The organism is Paenibacillus hubeiensis (assembly GCF_032334105.1).
Classification (GTDB): domain Bacteria; phylum Bacillota; class Bacilli; order Paenibacillales; family Paenibacillaceae; genus Paenibacillus; species Paenibacillus hubeiensis.
In genome coordinates this window covers 429,725-452,575 of the sequence record NZ_JAVYAE020000002.1, presented here as the reverse complement: position 1 = coordinate 452,575, position 22,851 = coordinate 429,725, and the positions used below count along the sequence as shown (strand labels likewise).

The 22,851-nt window shown below is 48.7% G+C and carries 20 protein-coding genes; all 20 read right to left on the bottom strand.

What is annotated here, in order from left to right:
• Window positions 1–16: 16 nt before the first annotated feature.
• Entirely contained in the window at window positions 17–1,018 is a 1,002-nt protein-coding gene (locus RSX24_RS08695; RefSeq protein ID WP_343260304.1) for a proline racemase family protein, read from the bottom strand.
• Window positions 1,015–2,211 carry an NAD(P)/FAD-dependent oxidoreductase gene (locus RSX24_RS08690; RefSeq protein WP_343260303.1) on the bottom strand — a complete coding sequence of 399 codons (1,197 nt, stop codon included), beginning with the start codon at window positions 2,209–2,211 and terminating at the stop codon, window positions 1,015–1,017. The genes RSX24_RS08695 and RSX24_RS08690 overlap by 4 nt, the downstream gene beginning before the upstream one ends.
• A 23-nt stretch (window positions 2,212–2,234) precedes the next feature.
• Window positions 2,235–3,305, bottom strand: coding sequence for a M24 family metallopeptidase (locus RSX24_RS08685; protein WP_343260302.1), 1,071 nt, complete (start codon window positions 3,303–3,305; stop codon window positions 2,235–2,237).
• A 120-nt stretch (window positions 3,306–3,425) separates the two neighbouring features.
• Window positions 3,426–4,256: a carbohydrate ABC transporter permease gene (locus RSX24_RS08680; RefSeq protein ID WP_236412564.1), complete on the bottom strand. Its 831-nt coding sequence runs from the start codon at window positions 4,254–4,256 to the stop codon at window positions 3,426–3,428.
• 6 nt (window positions 4,257–4,262) lie between these two features.
• Window positions 4,263–5,066 carry a carbohydrate ABC transporter permease gene (locus tag RSX24_RS08675; RefSeq protein WP_438286794.1) on the bottom strand — a complete coding sequence of 268 codons (804 nt, stop codon included), beginning with the start codon at window positions 5,064–5,066 and terminating at the stop codon, window positions 4,263–4,265.
• Between the two features lie 164 nt (window positions 5,067–5,230).
• Window positions 5,231–6,601: an ABC transporter substrate-binding protein gene (locus RSX24_RS08670; protein WP_343260301.1), complete on the bottom strand. Its 1,371-nt coding sequence runs from the start codon at window positions 6,599–6,601 to the stop codon at window positions 5,231–5,233.
• Window positions 6,602–6,700: 99 nt separating this feature from the next.
• The gene (locus tag RSX24_RS08665) at window positions 6,701–8,524 is read right to left on the bottom strand and encodes a sensor histidine kinase (RefSeq protein ID WP_343260300.1); all 1,824 of its coding nucleotides are present in this window, start codon (window positions 8,522–8,524) and stop codon (window positions 6,701–6,703) included.
• A gap of 16 nt (window positions 8,525–8,540) precedes the next feature.
• Window positions 8,541–10,055 (bottom strand): response regulator, encoded by a 1,515-nt coding sequence (locus RSX24_RS08660; RefSeq protein WP_343260299.1) that lies wholly within the window; start codon window positions 10,053–10,055, stop codon window positions 8,541–8,543.
• A 15-nt stretch (window positions 10,056–10,070) separates the two neighbouring features.
• Window positions 10,071–10,616, bottom strand: coding sequence for a helix-turn-helix domain-containing protein (locus tag RSX24_RS08655; protein WP_236412557.1), 546 nt, complete (start codon window positions 10,614–10,616; stop codon window positions 10,071–10,073).
• A 326-nt stretch (window positions 10,617–10,942) separates the two neighbouring features.
• Window positions 10,943–12,355, bottom strand: a complete 1,413-nt coding sequence (locus RSX24_RS08650; RefSeq protein ID WP_343260298.1) for a sensor histidine kinase — start codon at window positions 12,353–12,355, stop codon at window positions 10,943–10,945.
• Window positions 12,352–13,065 (bottom strand): response regulator transcription factor, encoded by a 714-nt coding sequence (locus RSX24_RS08645; protein ID WP_343260297.1) that lies wholly within the window; start codon window positions 13,063–13,065, stop codon window positions 12,352–12,354. The genes RSX24_RS08650 and RSX24_RS08645 overlap by 4 nt, the downstream gene beginning before the upstream one ends.
• A 308-nt stretch (window positions 13,066–13,373) precedes the next feature.
• Window positions 13,374–14,528 (bottom strand): VanZ family protein, encoded by a 1,155-nt coding sequence (locus RSX24_RS08640; RefSeq protein WP_343260296.1) that lies wholly within the window; start codon window positions 14,526–14,528, stop codon window positions 13,374–13,376.
• A gap of 172 nt (window positions 14,529–14,700) precedes the next feature.
• Window positions 14,701–15,285, bottom strand: coding sequence for a TetR/AcrR family transcriptional regulator (locus RSX24_RS08635; protein ID WP_236412550.1), 585 nt, complete (start codon window positions 15,283–15,285; stop codon window positions 14,701–14,703).
• 30 nt (window positions 15,286–15,315) lie between these two features.
• The gene (locus RSX24_RS08630) at window positions 15,316–15,630 is read right to left on the bottom strand and encodes a DMT family transporter (RefSeq protein ID WP_236412548.1); all 315 of its coding nucleotides are present in this window, start codon (window positions 15,628–15,630) and stop codon (window positions 15,316–15,318) included.
• 1 nt (window position 15,631) lies between these two features.
• Window positions 15,632–15,985, bottom strand: a complete 354-nt coding sequence (locus tag RSX24_RS08625) for a DMT family transporter (protein WP_339272505.1) — start codon at window positions 15,983–15,985, stop codon at window positions 15,632–15,634.
• A 307-nt stretch (window positions 15,986–16,292) separates the two neighbouring features.
• Entirely contained in the window at window positions 16,293–18,497 is a 2,205-nt protein-coding gene (locus RSX24_RS08620) for a M1 family metallopeptidase (RefSeq protein ID WP_343260295.1), read from the bottom strand.
• Between the two features lie 60 nt (window positions 18,498–18,557).
• Window positions 18,558–18,926 carry a YxeA family protein gene (locus RSX24_RS08615; protein ID WP_236412543.1) on the bottom strand — a complete coding sequence of 123 codons (369 nt, stop codon included), beginning with the start codon at window positions 18,924–18,926 and terminating at the stop codon, window positions 18,558–18,560.
• A 13-nt stretch (window positions 18,927–18,939) separates the two neighbouring features.
• Window positions 18,940–20,871, bottom strand: coding sequence for an ABC transporter permease (locus RSX24_RS08610; RefSeq protein WP_343260294.1), 1,932 nt, complete (start codon window positions 20,869–20,871; stop codon window positions 18,940–18,942).
• Window positions 20,858–21,625, bottom strand: a complete 768-nt coding sequence (locus RSX24_RS08605) for an ABC transporter ATP-binding protein (RefSeq protein WP_343260293.1) — start codon at window positions 21,623–21,625, stop codon at window positions 20,858–20,860. Before RSX24_RS08605 ends, RSX24_RS08610 begins: the two co-directional genes overlap by 14 nt.
• 244 nt (window positions 21,626–21,869) lie before the next feature.
• A complete protein-coding gene (locus RSX24_RS08600; protein WP_343260292.1) occupies window positions 21,870–22,847 on the bottom strand; it encodes a DUF5643 domain-containing protein in 978 nt (325 codons plus the stop codon).
• Between the last annotated feature and the right edge of the window lie 4 nt (window positions 22,848–22,851).

Sequence of the window (22,851 nt, the reverse complement as noted above, 5' to 3'; positions counted from 1 at the left end):
CCTCCGATTAACTTCGTTAGAGCAGGAAGAATCCCTTACTCAACGGGTCTTGGTCCTGATAAACAAATTGATGAAAGCCCGTAATCCACGCCGAACCGGATATTTCGGGAATGACTGCCGTCAATCCGCCCACGGTCGTTTCCTCCAACACTTTGGCCCGGAACATGGAGCCCACGATGCTTTCATGCACAAACTCCTCTCCCTTTTGCAGTTCCCCCTTGGCGTAAAGAACAGCAACCTTCGCCGAAGTCCCCGTACCGCAGGGAGAGCGGTCAATGCCGCCGGGGGGCACAACAACCGTATTCCGGCAGCTGGCCGACGGCGATACGGGATCACTATAGAACTCGATATGGGTGAGTCCGCGAATGACGGGAAATTCGGGATGTACCACCTCGATTTCACGATTGACCGCCTCCCGGATCTTGATCGCCAGCCCGACGATTTCCGAACCCCGGCCGGGAACGAGCGGCAGACGAAGCGGACGCGCATCCACAAGCCCGTAAAAATTGCCCCCGTACGCAATATCCACGGAAATGACGCCAACACCCTCGACGCGAACCTGTACATCCGACTGGTATAAAAAGGAGGCGATGTTGGTGAACGAAACCTTTTTCACCTTTCCGTTCTCCACCGTAAGCTTTGCTTTCACCATACCCGCCGGCGTATCCAAATGGATGACGTCTTTGCTTTCCGGATAAATTCCTCCCTCGATCAACGCGGTGCATAAACCGATGGTGTCGTGTCCGCACATCGGCAAATATCCGCCGCTTTCAATGAAGACAACCCCGATGTCTGCCTCTTTATTGCACGGTGGGGTCAAAATGCAGCCTGACATGACTTCGTGCCCCCGCGGCTCCAGCATCAGGGCCCGGCGAAAATCGTCGTAATGCTCGGACATGTACACCATCTTCTCGGTCATTGTGCGGCCGATCAGCTCGGGTGCTCCGCTTGTTACGGTCCGGGTGGGGTTTCCCCCCGTGTGCGTGTCGATGGTGGTCACCAGCTTGGATATTTTCAAAAGACTACCTCCTGTCTGCCCGCCTCTCGGCGGAAACGGTCATAACGCAGCGGATCAACCGGAATGCAGGTCGGGACTCCTTTCAGCATTTCGCTCATGACCTTTCCCGTAACGGCCGCGAGGCTGATGCCATCGCCTTCGTGCCCTGCCGCGACATAGAATCCGGGAATTTCATCAACAGCTGATACGATGGGCAAATGATCCGGCGTCCAAGGGCGAAGCCCCGCGTAGGTTCGAAGCAGCGGAACCTGTTTCAGGACAGGAAAGAACCGGATTGCCCTTTCGGCGATAAGCCGGATGACCTCCTGATCCACCCGAACGTCCATCCCTACAAATTGGCGGCTCGAGCCAATCAGGAAATTTTGCGAAGCAGTCGGTTCGAATACGAGCGCGATCCCGTATTGTTCAAATTTCGGTTCCACGCTGCGTTTTCCGCCAAACTTGCTCATCAGGTAACCGAATTCCATCACCTTTCGCTTCCCGATGCTCTCCCAGCGGGAAGCGACCAGAATGTGACCCTTGCGGGGTTCGATCGGAATATCCAGTCCGACCATTTGTCCGATATGCTTCGACCATACCCCTGCAGCATTGATGACGGTCCGGGTATGAATCGTGCCGGCGGCGGTCTCCACCCCGCGTATTCTCCGCTTTGCATCAAGCAAAATCGCCGTAACGGGCGTATGAACCCGCAGCCTGGCTCCGTACCGTCGGGCGGCAGATGCCAGCGAATAGGCGAGCAGCACCGGATTCACCGTCGAATCCGTGGCACACTCCAAGCCGCCGGGCAGATCTTCGGCCAGTGCCGGCCATTCGCTGCGGAGATCTTTCTGGTCGAGCATGCGGAACGGAAGGCCGGCCTCACGCTGGCGTATAACCCAGTTTTCGGCGGCAAGCATCTCCTCTTCCGTCTCGCAGACCAGAATGCTGCCCGGGGCGCGGTATTCGAATTCCTCACCCAGCTCCCGAGCCCATTCCGCCACCAGCTCCTGCGATTTTAAGGACATCTGGCTGTCAAAGCCGGGGTCCTTGTCAATCGCAAGAATATTGCCGTCGCATTTGGAAGAGGTTCCTCCGGCGAGCTCCCCTCGCTCCACCACAATCACGTCCATACCTTGCTTCGCTGCATAATAAGCAATGGACAGGCCGATAATGCCTCCGCCGATGACGACAACTTCCGCAGATTCCGCATTCATGAATCGCTCCCCTGCCTCCCCTCTTACAACACAATCAGTTCTTTATTCGATGTTGTCAGCACTTCAATGCCCGTATCGGTAATCAGAATGTCGTCTTCGATGCGGACGCCTCCAAAATCAGGAAGATAGATGCCGGGCTCAACCGTCATAATCATGCCAGGCTCCAGCCGATCCTCCGTTTGTTTGGAAAACCGCATAAGCTCGTGAATCTCCAAACCAAAGGCGTGACCAAGGCCATGGCCGAAATACTCCCCGTACCCGCGGCGGGAAATATACTCCTTGGCCAACGCGTCGCCCTCCTTCCCGGTCATGCCCGGTTTCAGTCCCTCCAGAACGGATTTGTTAGCGTCCAACACGATCCCGTATATTTCCCGATGGCGTTCGGTCGGTTTGCCGATAAAAACCGTGCGCGTCAAATCGGAACAGTATCCATCGTAATTCGCGCCGAAATCCAGGGTCACGAATTCATTCATGCCCAGCGGCTTGTCGCTGGCCAATCCGTGCGGAAGCGCCGAGCGCGCACCGGAAGCGACGATGGTCGGATACGCCGACGACACCGCGCCTTTTTTACGCATGAAATATTCCAGCTCCGTCGCCACCTCCCTTTCGGTCACGCCCGGCTTCATTACGCCCAGAATAAACGCAAAAGCCTGTTCCGTAATTTCGATCGCCTTGCGGATACAACGCTGTTCCTCCTCGTCCTTGATGCCGCGCAGCTTTTCGATGACATTCCCGGTTGGCGCCAGCTCGATCCCTGCAAACGTCCGCTCGTACGCTTCATAGTCGGCAAAAGGAACATGATGTTTTTCAAACCCCATTTTCTTGACGCCGGCAGTACTCAGTTTTTCACGGATGAATTCAAGAGGCTCGCCCCCATGCTGCACCACTTCAAATTCCATGGCTTGCTGCTCCGCTTGGCGAACATAACGAAAATCGGTCACCAGCCATGCCTGCTCCTGTGTAATTACGGCCCAACCGGCGGTGCCCGTAAAACCGGTAACGTATCTCCGGTTAAACGGACTGGAAATCAACAGTGCATCCAGTTCCTGCCGCGCAATTGCTTCTCTTGCCTTGCCGAGTCGCCGAGCTTTCATATTGGATCACGCTCCTTCCGTATTGTGACAAAGCGAATGTATACAGTCTCTTCAGCATGTAACGAAATTGGGTTGAATTTTCTTCAACCATGTTGAATCATAGGGATGCCGACTCTTGAATTACCCCTTCATTCCGGTCAACGTAATCCCTTCGATAAAATAACGCTGGCCTATGAAAAAAACGACGATGACCGGTAAAATAACGACGGTCGAGGCCGCCATCAAAAGGTGCCACTGCGCGCTGTGAAGCGACTGGAACATTTGCAGGCCCAGCGCCAGCGTGAACTTTCTCTCCTCATTCAAGTACACCAGCGGTCCCATGAAGTCGTTCCAGGAATTCATAAAGGAGAACAATCCGATCACGATCAGAGGCGGTTTGGACAAAGGAATGATGATCCGGGTGAAAATGGTCCACGGGCCTGCACCATCCACATATGCAGCTTCGTCCATATCTTTCGGTATCGTGGAATAAAACTGCCGGAGCAAAAAGATATCAAAGGCCGAGCCAAACCATACCGGCAGAATCAGCGGGACATACGTATTGATCAGGTCGGCAAACCTCCACCCGATAAACGTAGGAATCAAGGTGACGGCGCCGGGAAGCATCATGCTGGCCAGCAGCAGGCCGAAGAAGAGCCGTCTTCCCGGCCATTCCAGCCTGGCGTAGCTGTAAGCTCCAATCGAACTGCTGAAGAGTGCTCCAAACAGACAGCTGACCGTAATGATCAGTGTGTTGCGGAAAAACAGGAAAAAGTCGATGGTGGTTAGCGCCTCCACATAGTTTTGAAGCTGAAAGGGCGAAGGAATCCACTTCGGCGGCATCTCGAAAATTTGCAGCGAATTCATCATGGAACTGCGTACCAGCCAAAACAGGGGCAGCAAGCAGAAGGCAGCTCCCGCAATGAGGATCGAGTAAACGATAATCTGCTGAATACGGCGGCTTTTCTTCACAGGGAGCTACACCTCGCTTTCATAGAATACCCAGGATTTCGACGTGCGGAAGAATATGACCGTGACCAAAAGCACGATGATGAACAGAATCCACGCAATGGCGGATGCTTGCCCCATTTCCCCGAACTGAAAGGCCTGCCGATAAATATAGTAGTTATAAAACAGGCTGGCATTGTTGGGCCCTCCCTGCGTCATAATCAGTGCCTCGGTAAATACCTGGAAGGCTCCGATCGATCCCATGATCAGGTTAAAGAAGATAATTGGCGTCATCATGGGAATCGTAATATGCCGGAATTTCCGGAATGCGCCGGCACCGTCCACAATGGCCGCCTCATACAAGGATCGCGGCACCCCTTGCAGGCCTGCAAGGAAAATGATGATGGTGCTCCCCATCCCCCAAAGGCTCATCATCACAATCGAAGGCACCACCGTTTGTTCGGAATACAACCAGTCGAGCGTAGGCAGATTCAGTGCTTCAAGAAAGCTGTTGAACAGTCCCAGATCAGGACTAAACAGCCAGAGCCAGATCATGGAAGAGGCGACCGCAGGCACGATGGACGGCAAATAAAAGATCGTGCGAAAAACGGATTTGCCGCGAATGAACTGCATGTTCAGCAAAAAAGCAGCCATAAAGGAGAACACAAGACCAAGCGGAACACGGAGAATGACGTATTTCAAGGTGACCCATAACGAATTGTAGAAATAGGGATCCGTCCCGTCAAAGAGCCGAATATAATTGGCGAACCCGATAAATTTAGGCGTGTTGACGATCCGGTAATCCGTGAAGCTGAGCAGCAAACTGGCGAGCATCGGCAGCATGACAAACAACATCAGTCCCACAATGCTGGGTAGGGCAAACAGGATGCCCGCCATGGCGATCCGGCGTTTGTGTTGAATATGAATCCCCCCTATCTTCAATGAATATCGTTCAAGTCATAGACAGACCGTGGTTTGCTGCTGCCGCCGGATAAGGATCACCTTCCGTAATAACCCTCGATTAGCGGCACGACTTTGGGCTCCACGCCTTTCAGCGCCTCTTCCGCTTTTTGTTTGCCCGTCCATACCAAGTCAAGTGCCGGCGTGACGAGCGCGTTGATTTTGTCCAGATTCTTTACTTCAAAGCCGGGCGTGCGGATTCCATTTTCAATGGTTTGTTTCATAAAAGCCTCCGTGTAGCCTTCCGGGTGCGCTTTGTTCCCCACCGCCCATTTGTTGATCAGTTCGGGATTCGTGTACCACTCCTTCTTCAGCGGCATCCATAATCCGCCCTCGATCAATGGCAGTACCGATTCGGGATCGGTCATATATTTATACAGCAGCCAAGCTTCTTCCGGATGTTTGGTTGATTTGAAAATGACCGTTGGTGCACCGTCCAGCAGCGTGTTGCTTTCCTTCAGCTTCGGCAGGACTCCGACGCCGAGATTAAAATCCTGTTCCGCAAAGGCTTGAAGCGCCCAGTTGCCGGATACCGTCATAGCGACCTTTTTCGTTTGAAGGGCCGTATCCGGCATGTTTTTGGCCTGCAGCGGCGTAGGGGAAACATGGTGCACATACATCAGGTCCGCAAGCTTTTGAATCGCCTCAATCGCTTCCGGCTGGGCCAGCCCGAAGCCTTTACCGTCTTCGGTCAGGAAGTTCCCGCCGTTGGATACCACCGCCGCCATCATGTTGTACGGATCATACTGAAGGCCGAACTGCCTAATTTTATCCGGGTTGAAATTCGGGTCCAACGCATTTCTTCCCTGATCATCGAGCGTTAATTTTTTGGCATACTCCACAAATGTGTCCCAATCCCATGCTTGTGCGGCATCCGTTGGAGGCAGCTCGACCCCGGCTTCCAGCAGCAAATCCTTGTTGTACATAAGACCATACCCTTCAACAGCGGTACTCGTCCCGATGATGTTGCCAGGAGCAATTTCATACCATATCTGATCCAGGTAATCGTCCTTGTTGAAATCGGGGTCGTTTTCCATGAGCGGGGTGAGGTTCAGCAGCTTCCCGTCACGTCCCCAGCTCAGAGCGGCCCCCGATGACAGGTAACCGAGATCCGGTGCAACGTTGCCTGCAACCATCGTCGTCAATTTGGTCAAATAATCCGCTGGAACATGCATCGGTTCGACCTGGATCCCGGTTTCCTGTTCAAAACGCTCAAGCGCCTCCGTAACTGTTTTCTTTTCAATGGTGTCTCCCCAAAAGGAAAATTTAAGTGTGACGGGCTCCTCTTGACCGTTCTGGCCGCCTTGGGCTTCAGGAGCATTTCCGGTATCCGAGCAGCCCGCCAGCAGCAAGCTGATCGCCAGAGCAGACGATAATATCGCTCCTGTGAGACGTTTGGCTATGTTCATCTGCGAAACCTCCATTCATTGGCTGATGGTTTGTATATTTATTGTAAAAAAAATCCGTCGCCCAAAAAATTCGAACATATTTGTATAGGTGGAGTATTTTCACATGTTTGATGCCGGCAGGTTGATTTGTACCCTAGTGCCCTGTCCCTCAACTGAAGTCAGGGTGACGCCATAGCCGTCCCCATAGATGAGTTTGATTCTTTTGTCCACATTCCGGATGCCGATGGATTCGCCTGCACGCTTACCCAACTCTTCCAATTTGCTCGGAGCGATGCCCGTGCCGTTATCCTCGACCGTGAAAAAACGTTCGCGTCCGGTCACCCATCCCCGGATGACGATCTCTCCCCCGCTATGCAAACGGGAAAATCCGTGAACGATCGCGTTTTCGACAAACGGCTGCAGGAACAGCTTGGGCACTTGGTATGCATACAGCTCGGGGGCAATGTCATAGCTGACGGTAAACCGGTCTTCGAAACGCTGATTGGTAATGAAAATATAATGCTTCAGCCAGTTCAGGTCGTCGGCCAAATCGCCGGTGTCCTGGCTGTTCCGGGTCGTATACTGCAGCATGGAGGATAAACTGACGATCATGCGGCTCAGCTCGGTCTGGTTGTTTTCAAGCGCCGTCCAATTCATGATGTTCAGCGTGTTGTACATAAAATGGGGATTCAGCTGAATGTTCAGCGACATGATCTCGGTCTCTTTTTCCCGCAGCTTGACTTTGTAATTCTCTTCGATCAAATTGTTGATTTTGACATTCATTTGATTGAATTTGTGGATTAACAGTCCCATCTCGTTATAGGATTCAACGGGAATTCGCGTATCGAACTCGCCTTCACCCGTTTTTTTGATGGCTTGCAGCAGCTGATGAATGGGCTTGGTAATGGAATTGGCAAAAATATACGCGAGCAGGAGTGAAAGAAGCAGGAGGATCACGGCCAAGTAAAAGGTGTAGGATTTGATCTCCGGCAAAAAAGCCGACACCATCGCTTCGGGCGATATGGTGATCCCCGAGATCCATCCCGTCACCCCAGACGTATCAAAACAAATGATAAGCGGCTTTCCATCCTGCGTCACATTCAAGGTTCCGCTTTTCCTCTCCGTCATTTCATCCAGCCAAGCGGGATCGATGGCAGCCGTTTCCTGCTCCATGGATGTGCCCGCCACTGGCTGCCCTTCCGGGCTGATCACAAAAAAAGAAGCTCCGGCGGACGGGAGCGTGTCGGCGAAGCGGGAATGGTACATTTCCGGCCGATACACAACGGCCAGCACGGGAAGCTCGGCCTTGCCCTGCAGTTCGGCGACTTCGCCATTATTGATATTGAACAGCTTCAGCAAACGGACGCCAGCCAGAAGGCGAACATATTCGGGAGGCTTGGAACGGCGGATATTCTGCTGAAACATGTGATCAAACGAAAAGGTAGGTACCCACTCCATCGCCCCGTCCCCCCGTAAAGCTGCTTGGTATAATGCCGTTTGGTTGAAGCTGCTATACGGAATAAAAGGAGAGGCGCCCGTGGAGCCAATATTGGAATAACTGGTTATGAGATGGATGGAATACATCTGTCCCAGGTCCGTAAAGTACGTGTTTAACGTCCGGCTGACCTTTTTCTCCATCGAGATCATGCTGTATTCGTCATCAGGGTTTGCATGCAGGTACTGCTCATACAACGTTTGGTCCGCGATCATGGCCAGGCTGCTTTCTTCTACCCGCGCGAGTTCGGCGTCCATGATTTCATTGTTTTGTTTAACGATGGAATACCAATTTTGCTTGGCAAATTCGGAGACGAAATCCCTGCTTGAATGAAAATACATCCAGCTCAGGATGCTGAGGGGGAGCGAAACGATGAGTGCATAAGTCAGGAAAAGCTTGGACCTGTAGGTGAGATCTTTAAAACGCGGCAATGGGCAACGTCCTCTCAAATGGCATCCCTTCCTTTTAGCGAATAGCAGATAGATGGCGATACTCTTCGGGGCTTGTGCCAAACTCCTTGCGAAACAGACGAATGAAATACTTTGCGTCCTTGTACCCTACGCTTTCGGCAATTTGGTACACTTTCCGGGGGGTCTGCAGCAGCAAGTCGGCGGCAGCCTTCATTCGGGTATGCGTGATGTACTGATGAACGGTCATCTGGGAGTGGGTTTTGAAAAGCATGCAAAAATACGAGGGATTAAAATGAAATTTCGTTGCCAGCGTACTGAGCGACAAATCATCTTCGCCATAGTGCGTATCAATATAAGCCTTGCAGCTGTCGATAATGGATTCGGCTTTGCACTGCCGTCGTTGTTCCAGACGTTCCGTCAGCCCGAAGATCCATTCCCGCGCCGCCTCTTTAAGTTCATTTACGGTATGACAGTGAAGCAGTGCTTCCTCATAGGCTGTGCTATTCAAGGGTGCAAACCCTTTTTCCATTAAAAGGGAAGCCGCTTGATGAATCGATGCAGCGAGAAAATATTTCAATTTTTCCGGCTCGGGAAAGGCGTTCCCGTCATCCTGGCGAACAGCGGAATCCAGACAGGCCTCAATTTCCGGCTTGTTTCCGGACAACACCGCTCTGATCAGCCCGTTGATTTCAAGCTTCACGACGGCAGGCGGGTCTTCGCTATTGATCTGCCCGGCTCCGTACAGAGCCCCTCCGCCTTTATAAAATCTGGCTTTGAGCGCATGGCAGGCTTGCTGGTAAGCTAGTCTGACGCCATGCCATTCGGCAAAACAACGCCCCAAGCCAAACGTTAGTTCCGCTCCGTATGTCTGCAGGAAGTGTCGAATGACCCCATGAAGGCTGTCCTCGAAGCCGGGCGGCACCATGGAGGTCGACTCGGAGTTCATAATCAAGACGGTGAGCATTCTTTCCTTCATGCAAAATGCGCAGGAGAATCCGAATTCCTCCATGATCTCCAGCAGTGTCCCTTTGAGGCTGCTCAGCAGAAGCTGATGGTCTTTCGCCATGCCAAAAACTGCGGCCAGCACGACCCCTTGCTTGAATGCCGGGAATGTGCTTTCCAGCAATCGATAATTCTGGTCAGATGGATATCCTTCCAGCAGTTCGGATAGTGCGGATTCCAAGCATGCCAGACGCGCAGTGCTGGCTTTACGCTCTGCTTTCGCAAGCAGCGGCATGATGTTTTTTTCCTCCACCGGTTTAAGCAAATAATCGCTGGCGCCTAACTGGAGCGCACGCTGCGCATAAACAAAATCGGAATAAGCACTTAAAATGACAACGCTTTCATCTCTTCCCCTGCGCGTCAACTGTTCCATTAATTCCAGGCCGTCCATCACCGGCATCTGAATGTCCGTAAACACCAGATCCATCGAATGAACATCCAAACTTTCCAAAGCCTCCTGCCCGTCTCTGGCATCAAAGATGGTATACTCCGGTTTCAGAGCCTTCAGCATGCGGGACAGCCCTCTTCTGTGCCTCGGTTCGTCATCCACAACCAAAATATTTAACATGTTTCATCCCCTTTCCTACCCATTCGTATCGGAACAAAACACCGACAAATACTTGACTTCATCGGATACCAGCACATATTTGTGGTTCTCTACCGAATCAAAATACAGACTGTCGCCGGCATTTAACGTGTATTCTTCCTTCCCTACGTAATAAATCATCGTACCTTCAAGCACATAAATAAATTCCTGCCCGACATGGGAAAACGTCCTTTTGCCTGTCTTGCCTTTCTGTACGACAAAGTAAAACGGCTGCATCAGTTTTTCCGGCCGTTTGGCCGCAATGGCGGAAAACGCATACCCTTGGTCCGTCTGGACCATTTTTTCCATGTTGCTCGCTTTTGGCGTGTACACCGTTCCGTTAAAATCGTTATCATCCAGCAGCATGGAAATTTTGGTTCCAAGCGATTCGGCAATCCTGATCAGCGTGCCGATGGGAGGGACCGTCTTCCCGTTTTCGATTTTGGACAATAAGCTTTTGGTAAATCCGCATGCCTGTGCGATCTCCTCCTGACTCCGGTTTTGTTCCAGTCGAAGCTTTCGGATTTTGCTTCCCAATTCCATTCCATTGCTCTCCTAACCAAGTGTCATTCAACATAGTTTAATCATATGAAACAACATTAAATTCAAATTGTCAATAAATTTTAACAAATGCATCTAGACAATTTAACATAGCCGTGATAGAACAATGGCAAGGTTGTGTTTTTTGCGATGATTATTCCATCAACAAACAAAAAAGCCGCTAAAATAGCGACTTTTACTAGGTTTTGTTTTGTCCCTCGACCATTTTGGCGATCGAACGCTGCCCATTTCCAACACGTATTATGATGGGGTATTCAGCGATGATCGAAGCAAGCGTTAGTTATCTCTGATGGAACTATCGTTCTCCTTCAGAGCAGAATTTCGATTCTTGTTCCGCTATGAAACTCGCTCATAACGTGGATTTCCCCATCATGGGCCTTCACGATATCGTTCGCGATGGCCATGCCGAGTCCTGCCCCTTTATGCAGCTCGCCTGTATTTGTACCGCGATAATAACGGTCAAATATCCGTTCAAGCTCCTCTTCCCGGATTCCTTTCCCGTTGTCTTCGACAGCGATTCGGACCGTATCGCCTTTCTTTTCGACGCTTACAACAATAGAAACATCCTCGGAGTTATGGACCACCGCGTTGTAGATCAAATTGGCGACCGCCCGGCGGATCAGGATTTCGTCAACCTCTTTGAGGATTACTTCGTCGCTGTACCGGAAATCGATATTCCGATTGCCGTACCGGGTATCGTTCAACGTATCAATGACCGTGTTCCGAACGAGGCTGACAACGTTTACGCTCTCCAGATTGAGCGTGAGACCCTTGTTTCTCAGACGGGTGGAAAGGTTCAGATCTTCAATCACGTCTTTCAAATAAAGCGACTTCCGCTCGATGATTTCCGCGTAATCCCGCATTTCCTCGACCGTAAAATCATAATCCTTATCCCGCATCATTTCGGAGTATCCCTGGATCGAAGCTAGCGGCGTTTTGATATCGTGCGAAATGTTCGCGATCCACTCCTCTTTCATGCGGTCCAGCCTGTTCCGTTCCAGTTCGCTTACCCGCAGCTCCTCGGTCAGCATGTTGACGTTGTAAAACACGTCCTTGTAAATGCCCTTCGTTTCGTAGTGTCCCCGGTAGTTCTTATGGGCCAGCTGTTTTATTCCGTCTATAAGCGCGGATAGCGGCCGGGTTAACCTCTTGCTGAACAGATAAGCGATGCAGAGCGCAATGAAACCGTCGACGCAAAGCACGGTCACGATCCCGATTTGAAGAAAACGTCCGACCTTCCGAATATCATAGGTGAGGATATTCCGCTCCAGATAAGGGTCCTGAAAGCCGATCAAATAGCTGTAGCGCTTCCCGTTCCCCTTCTTTTCCCCGATAAATACGGTCGACATCAATTCTTTTTCCATATACTTGTAGGTTTGCACGATATCCATCGGTGTGTATTTGGTCTTGGCCTCTGGCGGCACACGAAAGCCATAGACCTGATTCCCGTTTTCATCCAGAATTTGAATCCAGGCCTGATTACGCTCAAGCGTGTCCTTCCCCTGACCCGTAATGTCCATCCCCGTTTCGGAAAGAACAATCTCTTGTCCGAACGAACGGGTGATGGCCTCGGCCGAGTTGTCTCCTTGAAGAAACGGATACTTTGGTGATTCATTCTGGTATATATAAAGCCCGATGATTACCAAAATGTTTATGAAAATGACCATGACGACAATAAGAACGACGGATGCCAGATATCTGCCGGTCAGCCGCCATTTCATCGTCCCGGTTCCTCCACGGCAAGCTTATACCCGAGTCCCTTTACGGTCACCAAATATTGCGGGCTTGAGGGATTCTCCTCGATCTTTTCCCTAAGCCGCCGAATATGAACCATGACCGTGTTGTCATAACCGAAGGAATCCTCTCCCCACACCTGGTCGTACAAGCTTTCCTTGCTTATGATCCGGTTCGGGTGCTTCAGCAGATAATTAATGAGGCCCAGCTCTTTCGGTTTGAGCTCAATGATTTCGCCGTTTTTCTTCAGCTCCAACTTATGTTCGTCAAGCTCGAACGGACCGGCTTTCAGCGTGCGTTCCTTCCTTTCCTCATCCAAAGCGGCCTCCGTTCTTCTGAAACGGGCTTTGATCCGGTAAGCCACTTCCTTTGGACTGAACGGTTTGGTAATGTAATCGTCACCGCCTATGGCAAATCCGAGTATTTTGTCGATTTCCTCCGTTTTGGCCGACAAAAAGAATATCGGCACGTTCGAAACGCTGCGGATTTGTTTGCATACGTCATAGCCCTCGCCGTCCGGAAGCATAATGTCCAAAATAACGAGGTCGGGCTGCTTGTCCTGAAACCGAATCCAGCCTTCTTCGGCGGAAGAGGCGGTATACACATGCTCGAAACCTTCCTTACCCAGCACGGTTTTCAGCAGCTTGACGATATCCTCCTCATCGTCCACGATCAATATTTTCTGACTTAGCGGCAATTGGTTCGATCTCCTTTCTGCAGGCAGGAAAAAAGACCGGCAGCTAGAACCTGCCGAGTCTTCAGTAATCATCTTCCCCGCCTTTCCACGACTATAACCATATACCGAAATGGGCATATTGGCCAGCGACTCTATGATTATTCTTCACTTTTTTAGATACTCATTTTCCATTTCAAGCTGCTTGGGAATGCAAGATGGAGAAGAAAAATGCACCTTCAACTGTTGGAGTGTGTCCTAACAATTGGGGTGCAGTTCAAAAAAACTTTTAATGGGCCAATGTTCTTGTTCTATAATTACTCCCGCATTTGTTATTTAGGATCAAATTTATGTTTCCTTGGTACTAAATCCGCAACATAGTCAAAGTAAAAGTTCCGTCTCCCTCTTTTCATTAAGATGAACATCGTATGGATAAATAATACGGCCCACATAATGATGAGAAATGCAAGTATAATCATTGTGATCCATACGTGATAGGGATTAAGAGTTATATCTAACTCAACACCAGAAAATATATTTAGGGCCCATGATATTGCGAAGGGTAAATATATCGCAAAGGACCTTTTCAGCATGGACTGCCACGGAGGTGTTTCACCATCAACATGAACTAGTTTAAAACGAAGTATTTTGGTTCCGATTGTATTTCCCCTCCAAATAAAAGGAACTACAAAGAACAGAATAAAAAAGCAAGTCGTTTTATAAACAAATTCTGCGAATCCACTTGTTGGAAAAAGTCCAGCTGTAAGGTTCCAACTCATCTTGATCAATAGATAGTCTATAATTACAGCCAGCAATTGCGACAAAGGAGGTACGAGAGAATTTTCTTGCATTTTCTCTCCCTTGGCAATAAGGCTCTTTCGAGATGGAAATAGAGCAAGCAGGACAGGAGCAATGACGAATCCAAACAAAGCACCAGTACTGTTTAATATAAGATCATCCACATCAAAGATACGATACGGACAATTATAGATCCCATAAATACCTGTTATTTGTGTTGTCTCAATAAAAAGGGATAACGCAAATCCAAAACCAAGTGCTTTCTTCCAGAATCGTTTTTGTTGGAAAAAATACCTTAGATAAACACCTAGGGGCAGCAACAATAGGAAATTGAATGCCGCCTGCAAAAATGCACTTTGTGTTAGCAATCTAACATAGGTGGAAGGCTGTGACCAGACAACGGAACCGCTATTCATAATATCCCTAACGAAATTAAACGGGATTAGATTATAATGCACCGTATCAGGTGATTGAAGAGCACAAGTATTTCGAGTATCCGGAAGAGGCAAAAGAACTAAAAACAAAACCGATAACATATAAAAAGTAAAGGAATAAGCCACTATTGAAGCCCAAAGACTTAAATAACCATATTTTCTATAACTATAGACTAACCAAGGGATAATTAGAAAAAAGCTCAACACACCGAATAAAATAAAAGCGATTTTTATTGGAATTAAATATACAGACATATGGGTACCTCTTTAATAATTTAGTTCTTCAGCAATAAACATATTTCCCTATTCATTCTTTTCATATACCCCTTTAACAAATTCCAACGAAAACCTGTACATTCTACATGATCGGAAGAAGGTACTGCCCTCGCAGTGGCCTTCTGTGATCGATTAGTGCGGTTTATACAGATCACATTTCACGGATCCCCTTCCAAAATACAGACCAGGTCATATTTAATCTACGTTCATATTCTTGATAAGGGGAGCTCATCATATGAAAAAGCATACCGTCTAGTATGATTGTAAAAGAAGTAACGATAGTCTCCTCATCGATAAGCTCATTCTCTTTGTTGTTTCTTAAGATGGAAAAAACAAGTTCTCGAATCCCTTCTTCTACCTTCTTATTTTGGGCTGTTATGAGTTCTTTAAAATTATCCGGAGGGTAAATCCCATACCTTTTTAGAAAAGAACCTTTATCATTCATATAATAGTATTTATTCAATTCAACTAAAACATGATATAATTTTTTTTCTAATGGTAAATTTTCAATAACATAAAATTGTTGTTGGATAAACTCTAAATAATCTTCAATAACAAAATTTACAATTTGTTCAAAAAGATCTTGCTTACTCTCAAAATAAGCATAAATCGAAGGCGTTTTAATGTGCACATTTGCAGCTATATCTTTAAGTGCTGTTTCCTCGTAACCATACGAGGAAAACAGCTTTAAACCTTGTTCCAGTATCATTCTTTTCGTTTTTTCACCCTTTTTCAATTCACTTTTCACCTCATTTGTTGGCATTCATCAAGATATCAATTTTAAGCTTACTATGCTGAAAATAATTCCTGCAACCAAAATAAGTTTCTTCACATTCTTCGGTTCTTTAAATATAAACATCCCAAGTAACACACTTCCTGACGCGCCTACCCCAGTCCATATACCATAACCGATACTAATAGGTATTTCGATTAATGAGACGGAAAGAAAGAAAAAACTTAAACACAAACATAAAATAAAAAAGATGGTTGGCTTTAATTTTGTAAATCCTTCCGTCAGCTTCAGATTAATAATACCTCCAACTTCAAACAATCCAGCTAATATTAAGGATAACCAATACATTTTACACACTCCCTCTTGATCGTTTCTCTTCCTTCGGTTCATCCGAAATTAATTTTAGTCCAATAATACAGCTAATTAATAAAATGACTAACACAATCTTGGTTAAACTTACGGGGTCGCCTAAAATTGTCATGCCCACTAAAGCCGTACCAAAAGCACCCAGGCCAGTAAATACTGCATAAGCCGTCGAAACGGGAAGTATTTTTAATGTTTTAGCGAAAAACCACCAACTCAGGACTAATAATACAACTGTCGGAATAACAATTTCTATTCTTGTAAACCCTTCTGAAAAACCTAGACCAAGTGCCCAACCTACTTCAAGAATTCCACCAATAATTAAGTACAGCCATGCCATGATAACCTCTCCCCTTTAAAAACTTAAATCTAACTAATGAACGTTAGATTTTTTGTTTAAAAATTTTTGTCGCTTTGTAATGAAATATGACGACCATTGAACAGCCTTTCAAATAATTTAACTAACGTTCATTAGATTTTATGATAGTTATGCTGATTTTGCAAGAGTACAATTGATTTTCAATCCAAAAAGCAAATTCTACGTTCCTTAAGCATGATTCGTTGGATGTTATACTTTCTGCAAACAGGGAAGAAGACCGGCAGCTGAAACCTGCCGAGTCTTCAGTAATCATCTTCCCCGTCCTGCATTATTCTTCGCCGAAAAATTTCGCCAATGGGTTAGCGATCTTTTTATCTGCTGCGACATGGCCTGTTTTGTTCAAAACGTAATACTGATAAAAGCTGCCGCTAAAACCGAGCGATTGCAGCATCTGCTCCGCAAACGGCTCGACCGCGTTGTCGCTCAAGGCGTCACCGTTCCAGAAAAAATGCACCAGCAGACGGTTTTGATTGTAAGGATGCTTAACGACGTATGCTCCCGAAGCTGACTTTTGGTTCATCTTGCTTTTCCAGTCGAAGCCGATGGCCTTCGATTTTGGGATGATGCCAGGTTTAAGCGCCTGGATGAGTCCGTTCGTATTCGCGCTGCCGATGGCAATGATATTGCTGGTTCCGAGCTCCTTTTCCAGCTTTTTCTTGAGCGTTTGCCGATCGGAAATGACCTCGTATGGAATACCCATGATCCCCAGAGTCCCTTTAAGCTGTGTCAAGATCGTCTGCTGCTGCTTTTTCGCTAGGCTGCCGGCCTGGTCGCTCAGCACAATCGTCAGCGGTTCGCCCTGCAGCGCCTTATCCATGATGCGGCTCATCGTTTCCGCTGGGAGATTTGCAACTTGGGCCAGGGACGAATGGTACGAGTTCTTAAACTGTTCATGCCAATACGAAGCTTCTTCCGCCTCAGACAATCGGTATTCGGGCTTTAGAGCAAACTGCGGATCATGCAGCGCCTTGTCCATTTCCTTTCGTGCTTCGTTTCCGAGCGTATCCTGTATTGTTTGCAGAAGCCCTTGGATCGTCGCGTTTTTGTACTGGTACCGCTTAAAATATTCCTGCATGAACGCATCGAATTTGTCCTCGCCCACCATGCGATACAACTGGTAGATGGCCTGGCGTCCTTTATTATAAAATGTCGGGCTTTCCAGGCCCCCCGCTTCCGTATTGGTTGCGGCGATCGGCTTGTCTATCGAAGACAAATCATCCATTTGGATCGACTTGAACCCGTTCAAGTCGTCACCTTGTTTTTCCGCGAAATAGACCTTCGAAAAATCGGCAAATCCTTCATCCAAAAACGATTCTGTCTCCGAATCGTTTCCAATCAAGGCATGGAACCATTGATGGGCAATCTCGTGCACGAATGTAGTATCATGTGCCGGATCCCTGTTCGGCCGGATTTGTCCCATTTGAATGACCCGGGCAAACTCGACAGCCACTCCCTCGACATACGACTCTGCAATCCGGAACTCAGGGTAAGGGTATTTCCCGTATTTTTCGCTGAAAAATTGAATAGTCTTAAAAGCGGCGTCGATGTATTCATCGACGATTTTTTTCTTGCCTGGCATATTGTCGAAATAATAATATTCAATGGTCAGGCCGTCACGCGTTACGCGTTCCACCTTATAATTCGGGCTGGCAAAAAAGACATGCTCCCGGGTGTCATCGGCAACGGCGGTAACGACTTTCCGGCCGGGCTCTCTCGGGTCCGCCTGCGTGGTGATCGTCCCCGGCATCAGTACTTGATAGGCTTCCGGGACGTTAATATGAACTTCGAAATCCGCTGAATCATAATAATCGGTTTCGAAGGTTTTGCTGTACGGCTTTTTGTTCCACTCATGCTTGTTCTCGTCATAGACCGACATGACCGGGAACCAATGTGCGCCGTTGATGATGTCTTTGTAGTAAGACAGGCGCTGCATGCCGTAAGGGATTTTCACCTCAAAGTTGATTTCGACCGTCACCGCTTCCCCAGGCTTTAGCTCCTGCTTCAATTCAACGGTCAGAGCCTGATTGCTGTTTGAAAAAACCAAAGCTTGTCCGTTAGCCGCCGCGCTGCGAATGTCAATGCCGCCAAGAAAATCCTCCGGCTTCTTCTGTGGATTTTCCTTCTGGATCTCCTCGTTGTTTTGCTCAAACATCGAAGTTTGGGTCGCTTTGGACCGATTGGCGTCGGCGAACGTATGGAAAACGATCTCCCGCAGTGTATCGTTGGACGCGTTCCGGTAAGTGACGGTCTCGCTTCCTTGAATGCGCATATTTTTCGCATCCAGCCTTGCATCGATCCGATACTGGACCTGGGCATGCGCTTGTGACATTTCTATGGATTCCGCGGATGCGGCGGCTGGTGCTGCAAGCACTTGGCCGGCACCGACGACCGGACAGGCCGCAAGCGTAAAAGCCAGCGAGTAAACCAGCGTTTTTTGGGATACCGGTTTAAATTTAAATGTTTTTCGATACATTAGATTCTCTCCCTTGTTAACATGTTATAGTAGACTACATCCTGGTTTTCCGTATTCGTGTTATTTCACGGCACCCTCGAGCTTTTGCTTTGCTTGTTCGGGCAGCTCGTCCGCCTGAACTTCCTGGTAGGAGCTGACGTCATTCCCTTTCACATAGATTCGAAGGTACGCATCTTTGCGCAGTTCTTTAGCTGCCGTAAAGGTCAAAACCTTTTCTTTTCCTTTAGAGTCAAAGCCCTCCTGAGTGTATTCGTAAGAAACATACTTCTGTCCACTGTCCGACTTATCTTCGATTCTCTTTCCGTCTTGGTTAATCTGAACGTAATATTGCTGCGCGCCGATTCGGTTTAAATTTACGTTTTGGATGAATACGACGAATCCGACCAGAGCGATCACAACGACCGCTACAGCGGTAATTCCCTTTTTCATTCCCGTTCACTCCTTATTTTTTATAGGTAACGATTTTGCAGTACGCATGTACGGTCAACAAATAATAGATCAGATAAATGCAAACATAGACACCCATGCAGATCATGACGGGCACGACCAGATTGGCCATCATCAGCTTCGACAGTGCCGACAGGGCGACTGCACAGTGCGCGATGCCGAAAGCAAGCGGCAGGGCAAAGATGAACAGTACCTGTTTGGCGACGGATTTGCGGATTTCCCGTTTTTTGACGCCGATTTTATGCAAAATCACATAACGGGCTTTGTCGCTGCCGGCTTCCGTCAACTGCTTGAAGTAGATGATGCTGCCCGTCGCGGCAAGAAACACAAGGCCGAGGAATCCACCCATAAACATCAAAAGGCCGGTGGATTCCATTCCCCGCGAATAATCGCTGTAATAGCTTGAAAGCCTGGCTTTCTCCGGTAAAATCTCTTCCAGCTGCTTTGTCAGCTCTTTCGCCTTGTCCTGATGCGTGATGCGATATGCTTCGACAGCCATGGCTTTGGCATTCGGCTTAAGCTCCGCAAACATATCATCGCTGACGACAATGGTGGAGTAGACCGTTCCAAGATTCAGCACATTGTATTTTTTTACTGTTTTGAATTGAATGGTTTCACGGATCCCTTCACCCTTCAGCTTGATTGCCGAACCGACATACTCCGGCGAAATGCCTTCCAGATAGGCAGGTTCAAGCGCTGCGGCTTCGCTGCCTTCAAGGCTTATGGCATCCTCCCTCCCCTGCAGCTTGGCCAATCGGTTAAAATCGCGGCTTGATATGACGGTAAACGACTGCTCCTTTGATCCTTGGGCATAATCCTGACCGGAGGTGTCCGCATCTACCTCCAGGAGAGGAATGGACTCATGGTAGAGCACGTTATGCCCCGCAGCCTGCTCGATCGCCTTATCGGCTTTTCCTGTGGCCGTACTGTCCACGCCGATAAACATATAGCTGTTCGGATTCGAAACCGCCGCGTTCGTCCGGGTGTTGTAATACGTGCTGTACGCCGTTCCAACCGCTGTCAGCGTCGTTGCGCTCAGCACAGCGATGATCGTTAGCGTCCGTGCGTTGCCTTTCATCCGGTACAGCAGCTGGGAAGTCCCGATCAGGTTCAGTCCGCGCCAGTAGCTTTTTTTGTGTTTGCGCGCCAGCTTCAGCAGCGTAACGGTCAACGTGTTAAACAGCAGATATGTGCCCAGGATGACGGATACTAAAATAACGAGCGGAGTCAGCATGAAGCCGATCGCAGCCCATGCCTTGGAAGTAAACATATTTTGCAGCGCAAGCCAGTAGCCGAACCCGATGAGCACCACAGACAATAACGCAATGAGCAGGGAAGACTTGGGCTTTTTCTCACGCTCTTGATCTGCTTTGAACAGCTCGATCAGCTTAAATCGATAAATCAAGCGATAGCCTTGGACTGAAGTGATCAGCGTGATGATCATGAACACCAGAAACGTATTCAGGATCGCAGCTGGGGAAATAGAGAAATTAGCCACGACAGCGTAACCCATCACCTTCATCAACATCATTACAAAAAACCGACTAAGTACCGCTCCCAGCGCGATTCCGGCGATCAGGGCCAGGATGCCCATCAGAAAGTTTTCATAAAAAAGCATCCGTCCGATCTGTTTTTTTCGGACGCCAAGCAGCGAATACAGCCCGACCTCTTTTTTGCGCTTGCGCGTGAAAAACGAATTCGAATACCAGATGAACACCGCCACGAAAACGATCAGCACGACCGCTGCCCCGCTGAACGCCGAGCTGATCTTCTGCGATCCTTCCGATGCGGATGCGATCGTGCTGTCGTATTTCAAGGACACGAACGTAAAGTAAATGACGATGCTGAATATCATCGAAGCGAAATAAAGAAAATAATTCATGAAGTTCTGGCGGATGTTCTTCCCGGCGATCCTAAACAGCGTCATGCTGACCACCTCCGAGCTCCGCTAATACCTCGAGAATCTGTCCGAAAAATGCTTGTCTCGTCATGCTTTCCTTATGAAGCTCCTTGAACAGCCGGCCGTCGTTGATGAAAATGACCCGCTTGCAGAAGCTCGCCGCATAAGCGTCGTGCGTAACCATCAGGATGGTCGCTTGATTGTGCCGGTTCAGCTTGCTTAAGCTTTCCAGCAGTCCGGTCGCCGATTTCGAATCGAGTGCGCCGGTCGGCTCGTCCGCCATAATGAGGCTCGGATTCGACACGATGGCCCGCGAGGCGGCAGCCCGCTGTTTTTGACCGCCCGAAATATGGTACGGGTACTTGTCGAGAATCTCACGAATGCCAAACGTATCGGCGATTTCCTCAACCCGCTTTTCGATTTCGACTGCAGGAACCTTGGAAAGGGCCAGCGGCAGCAGGATGTTTTCCTTGACCGTCAACGTATCAAGCAGGTTGTAATCCTGAAAAATAAATCCGAGTTTATTGCGGCGGAAATCAGAAAGCTTTTCCTCGTTCATGGCCACAATGTTTTGCCCGTCGATCGTAATTTCACCGGAGGTCGGCGTATCGATGGTCGAGAAGATGTTCAGCAGCGTCGATTTCCCCGCTCCGGACGGGCCCATAATGCCGGTATACTCTCCTACTTCAATGCTTAGATTAATGTTTTGCAGCGCCGGATATAGGTTTCCTTTTGTGCCAAAGGTTTTGTTTACGTTTTTTGCTTGCAGTATGGTTTTCATGGTGTCGCTCCTTAACATCGATAAGAATAAATCCAATTTTAAAGACCCCACCTTACACCGTGATAATCCCAACCTTACAGCAACCTTACAGTTATGCAAAAACCCTCAGGGTCTTTATTGCATCCCTGAGGGTAAAATTTATTTTGAACGATGCCGTTATCATAAACTCTGTTTCTGAAGCAAAACCTCCGGTCGCACGAAGTGCGCCGGAGGCCTTACCGTCATGAAAGAACGTTTGGTTCCATCACTTCACTTTTACCTTCATTTCCAGTTCTTTCACGTATGATTTGACGATATTGCCGTCGGCATCCAATTTATACGCTCCGCTCGTCGCTCCATCTTCGGCATATTCGGGTTTGAAAGCTTTGACTATAATCGACTTGGCGTTTTTCCCCAAAGGGCTCAGCACGAAATCGTGGTACATGTCGCCGGCTTTATTATTCTCGTCCGATCCCCGGCCCGAAAGAATATCCAGCTCGCTGCCTTGGTCATCCCAAAATTCGTAACTGATATCGGAAGACTTGCCCTTCTCCAGCCCCTTGACGATCAACTGAACGCGGGAAGAGGTGGAGGTCAGGTTCATTTTGCTCAGCGTCACGGTAAGTTTGCCCGTCTTTTTCGTCACATTCGGTTTCAGGGCAGTCGCCTTATCAGCACTCTTTTGCATTGAGAGGTCAAAAGTGTAAGGTTTGCTCACGCCTTCCAGGGTGATCTTTGCCGTCAGCTTGAACTTGTCCGGGAAGGAATACTGCTCACCGCCGAGCCAGGAAGGATCGGACAGATGAATGATGGCTGTATCCGGGGTAGAACCCGGGCCCCAGCGCATGTCCGGCCTTTTGTCCATTGATCCGCCTCCGAGATCATAAGTGTTTTTGCCGTTGATCAGCACCTGGATATCTTTGATGGCGCCTTTCTCCACAATTTCCTTCTCGGTTTTTTCATCAAATTTGCGTTCGGTCATGCCGCCGACAAGTCCCTTTCCGCTCCGCTGCAATGAAATGTGGATGTAATTTCCGTCATGGACCGCTTTGCTCACCTTCAGCGTAATGCCGTTCTGGGTGATGCCAGCCGTTTTTTCCGTTTTCTGCGCCGCAATGTTTTGAACCTCCGGAGCCTTGGCAGCCGCCGCATCGCCGGACTTTGATGTAATTGCCCAAGCTCCTCCACCAACCAGCACCCCCGCCAATGCAGCAGAAGTCATGACCTTGTACATTTTGTTCATTCGT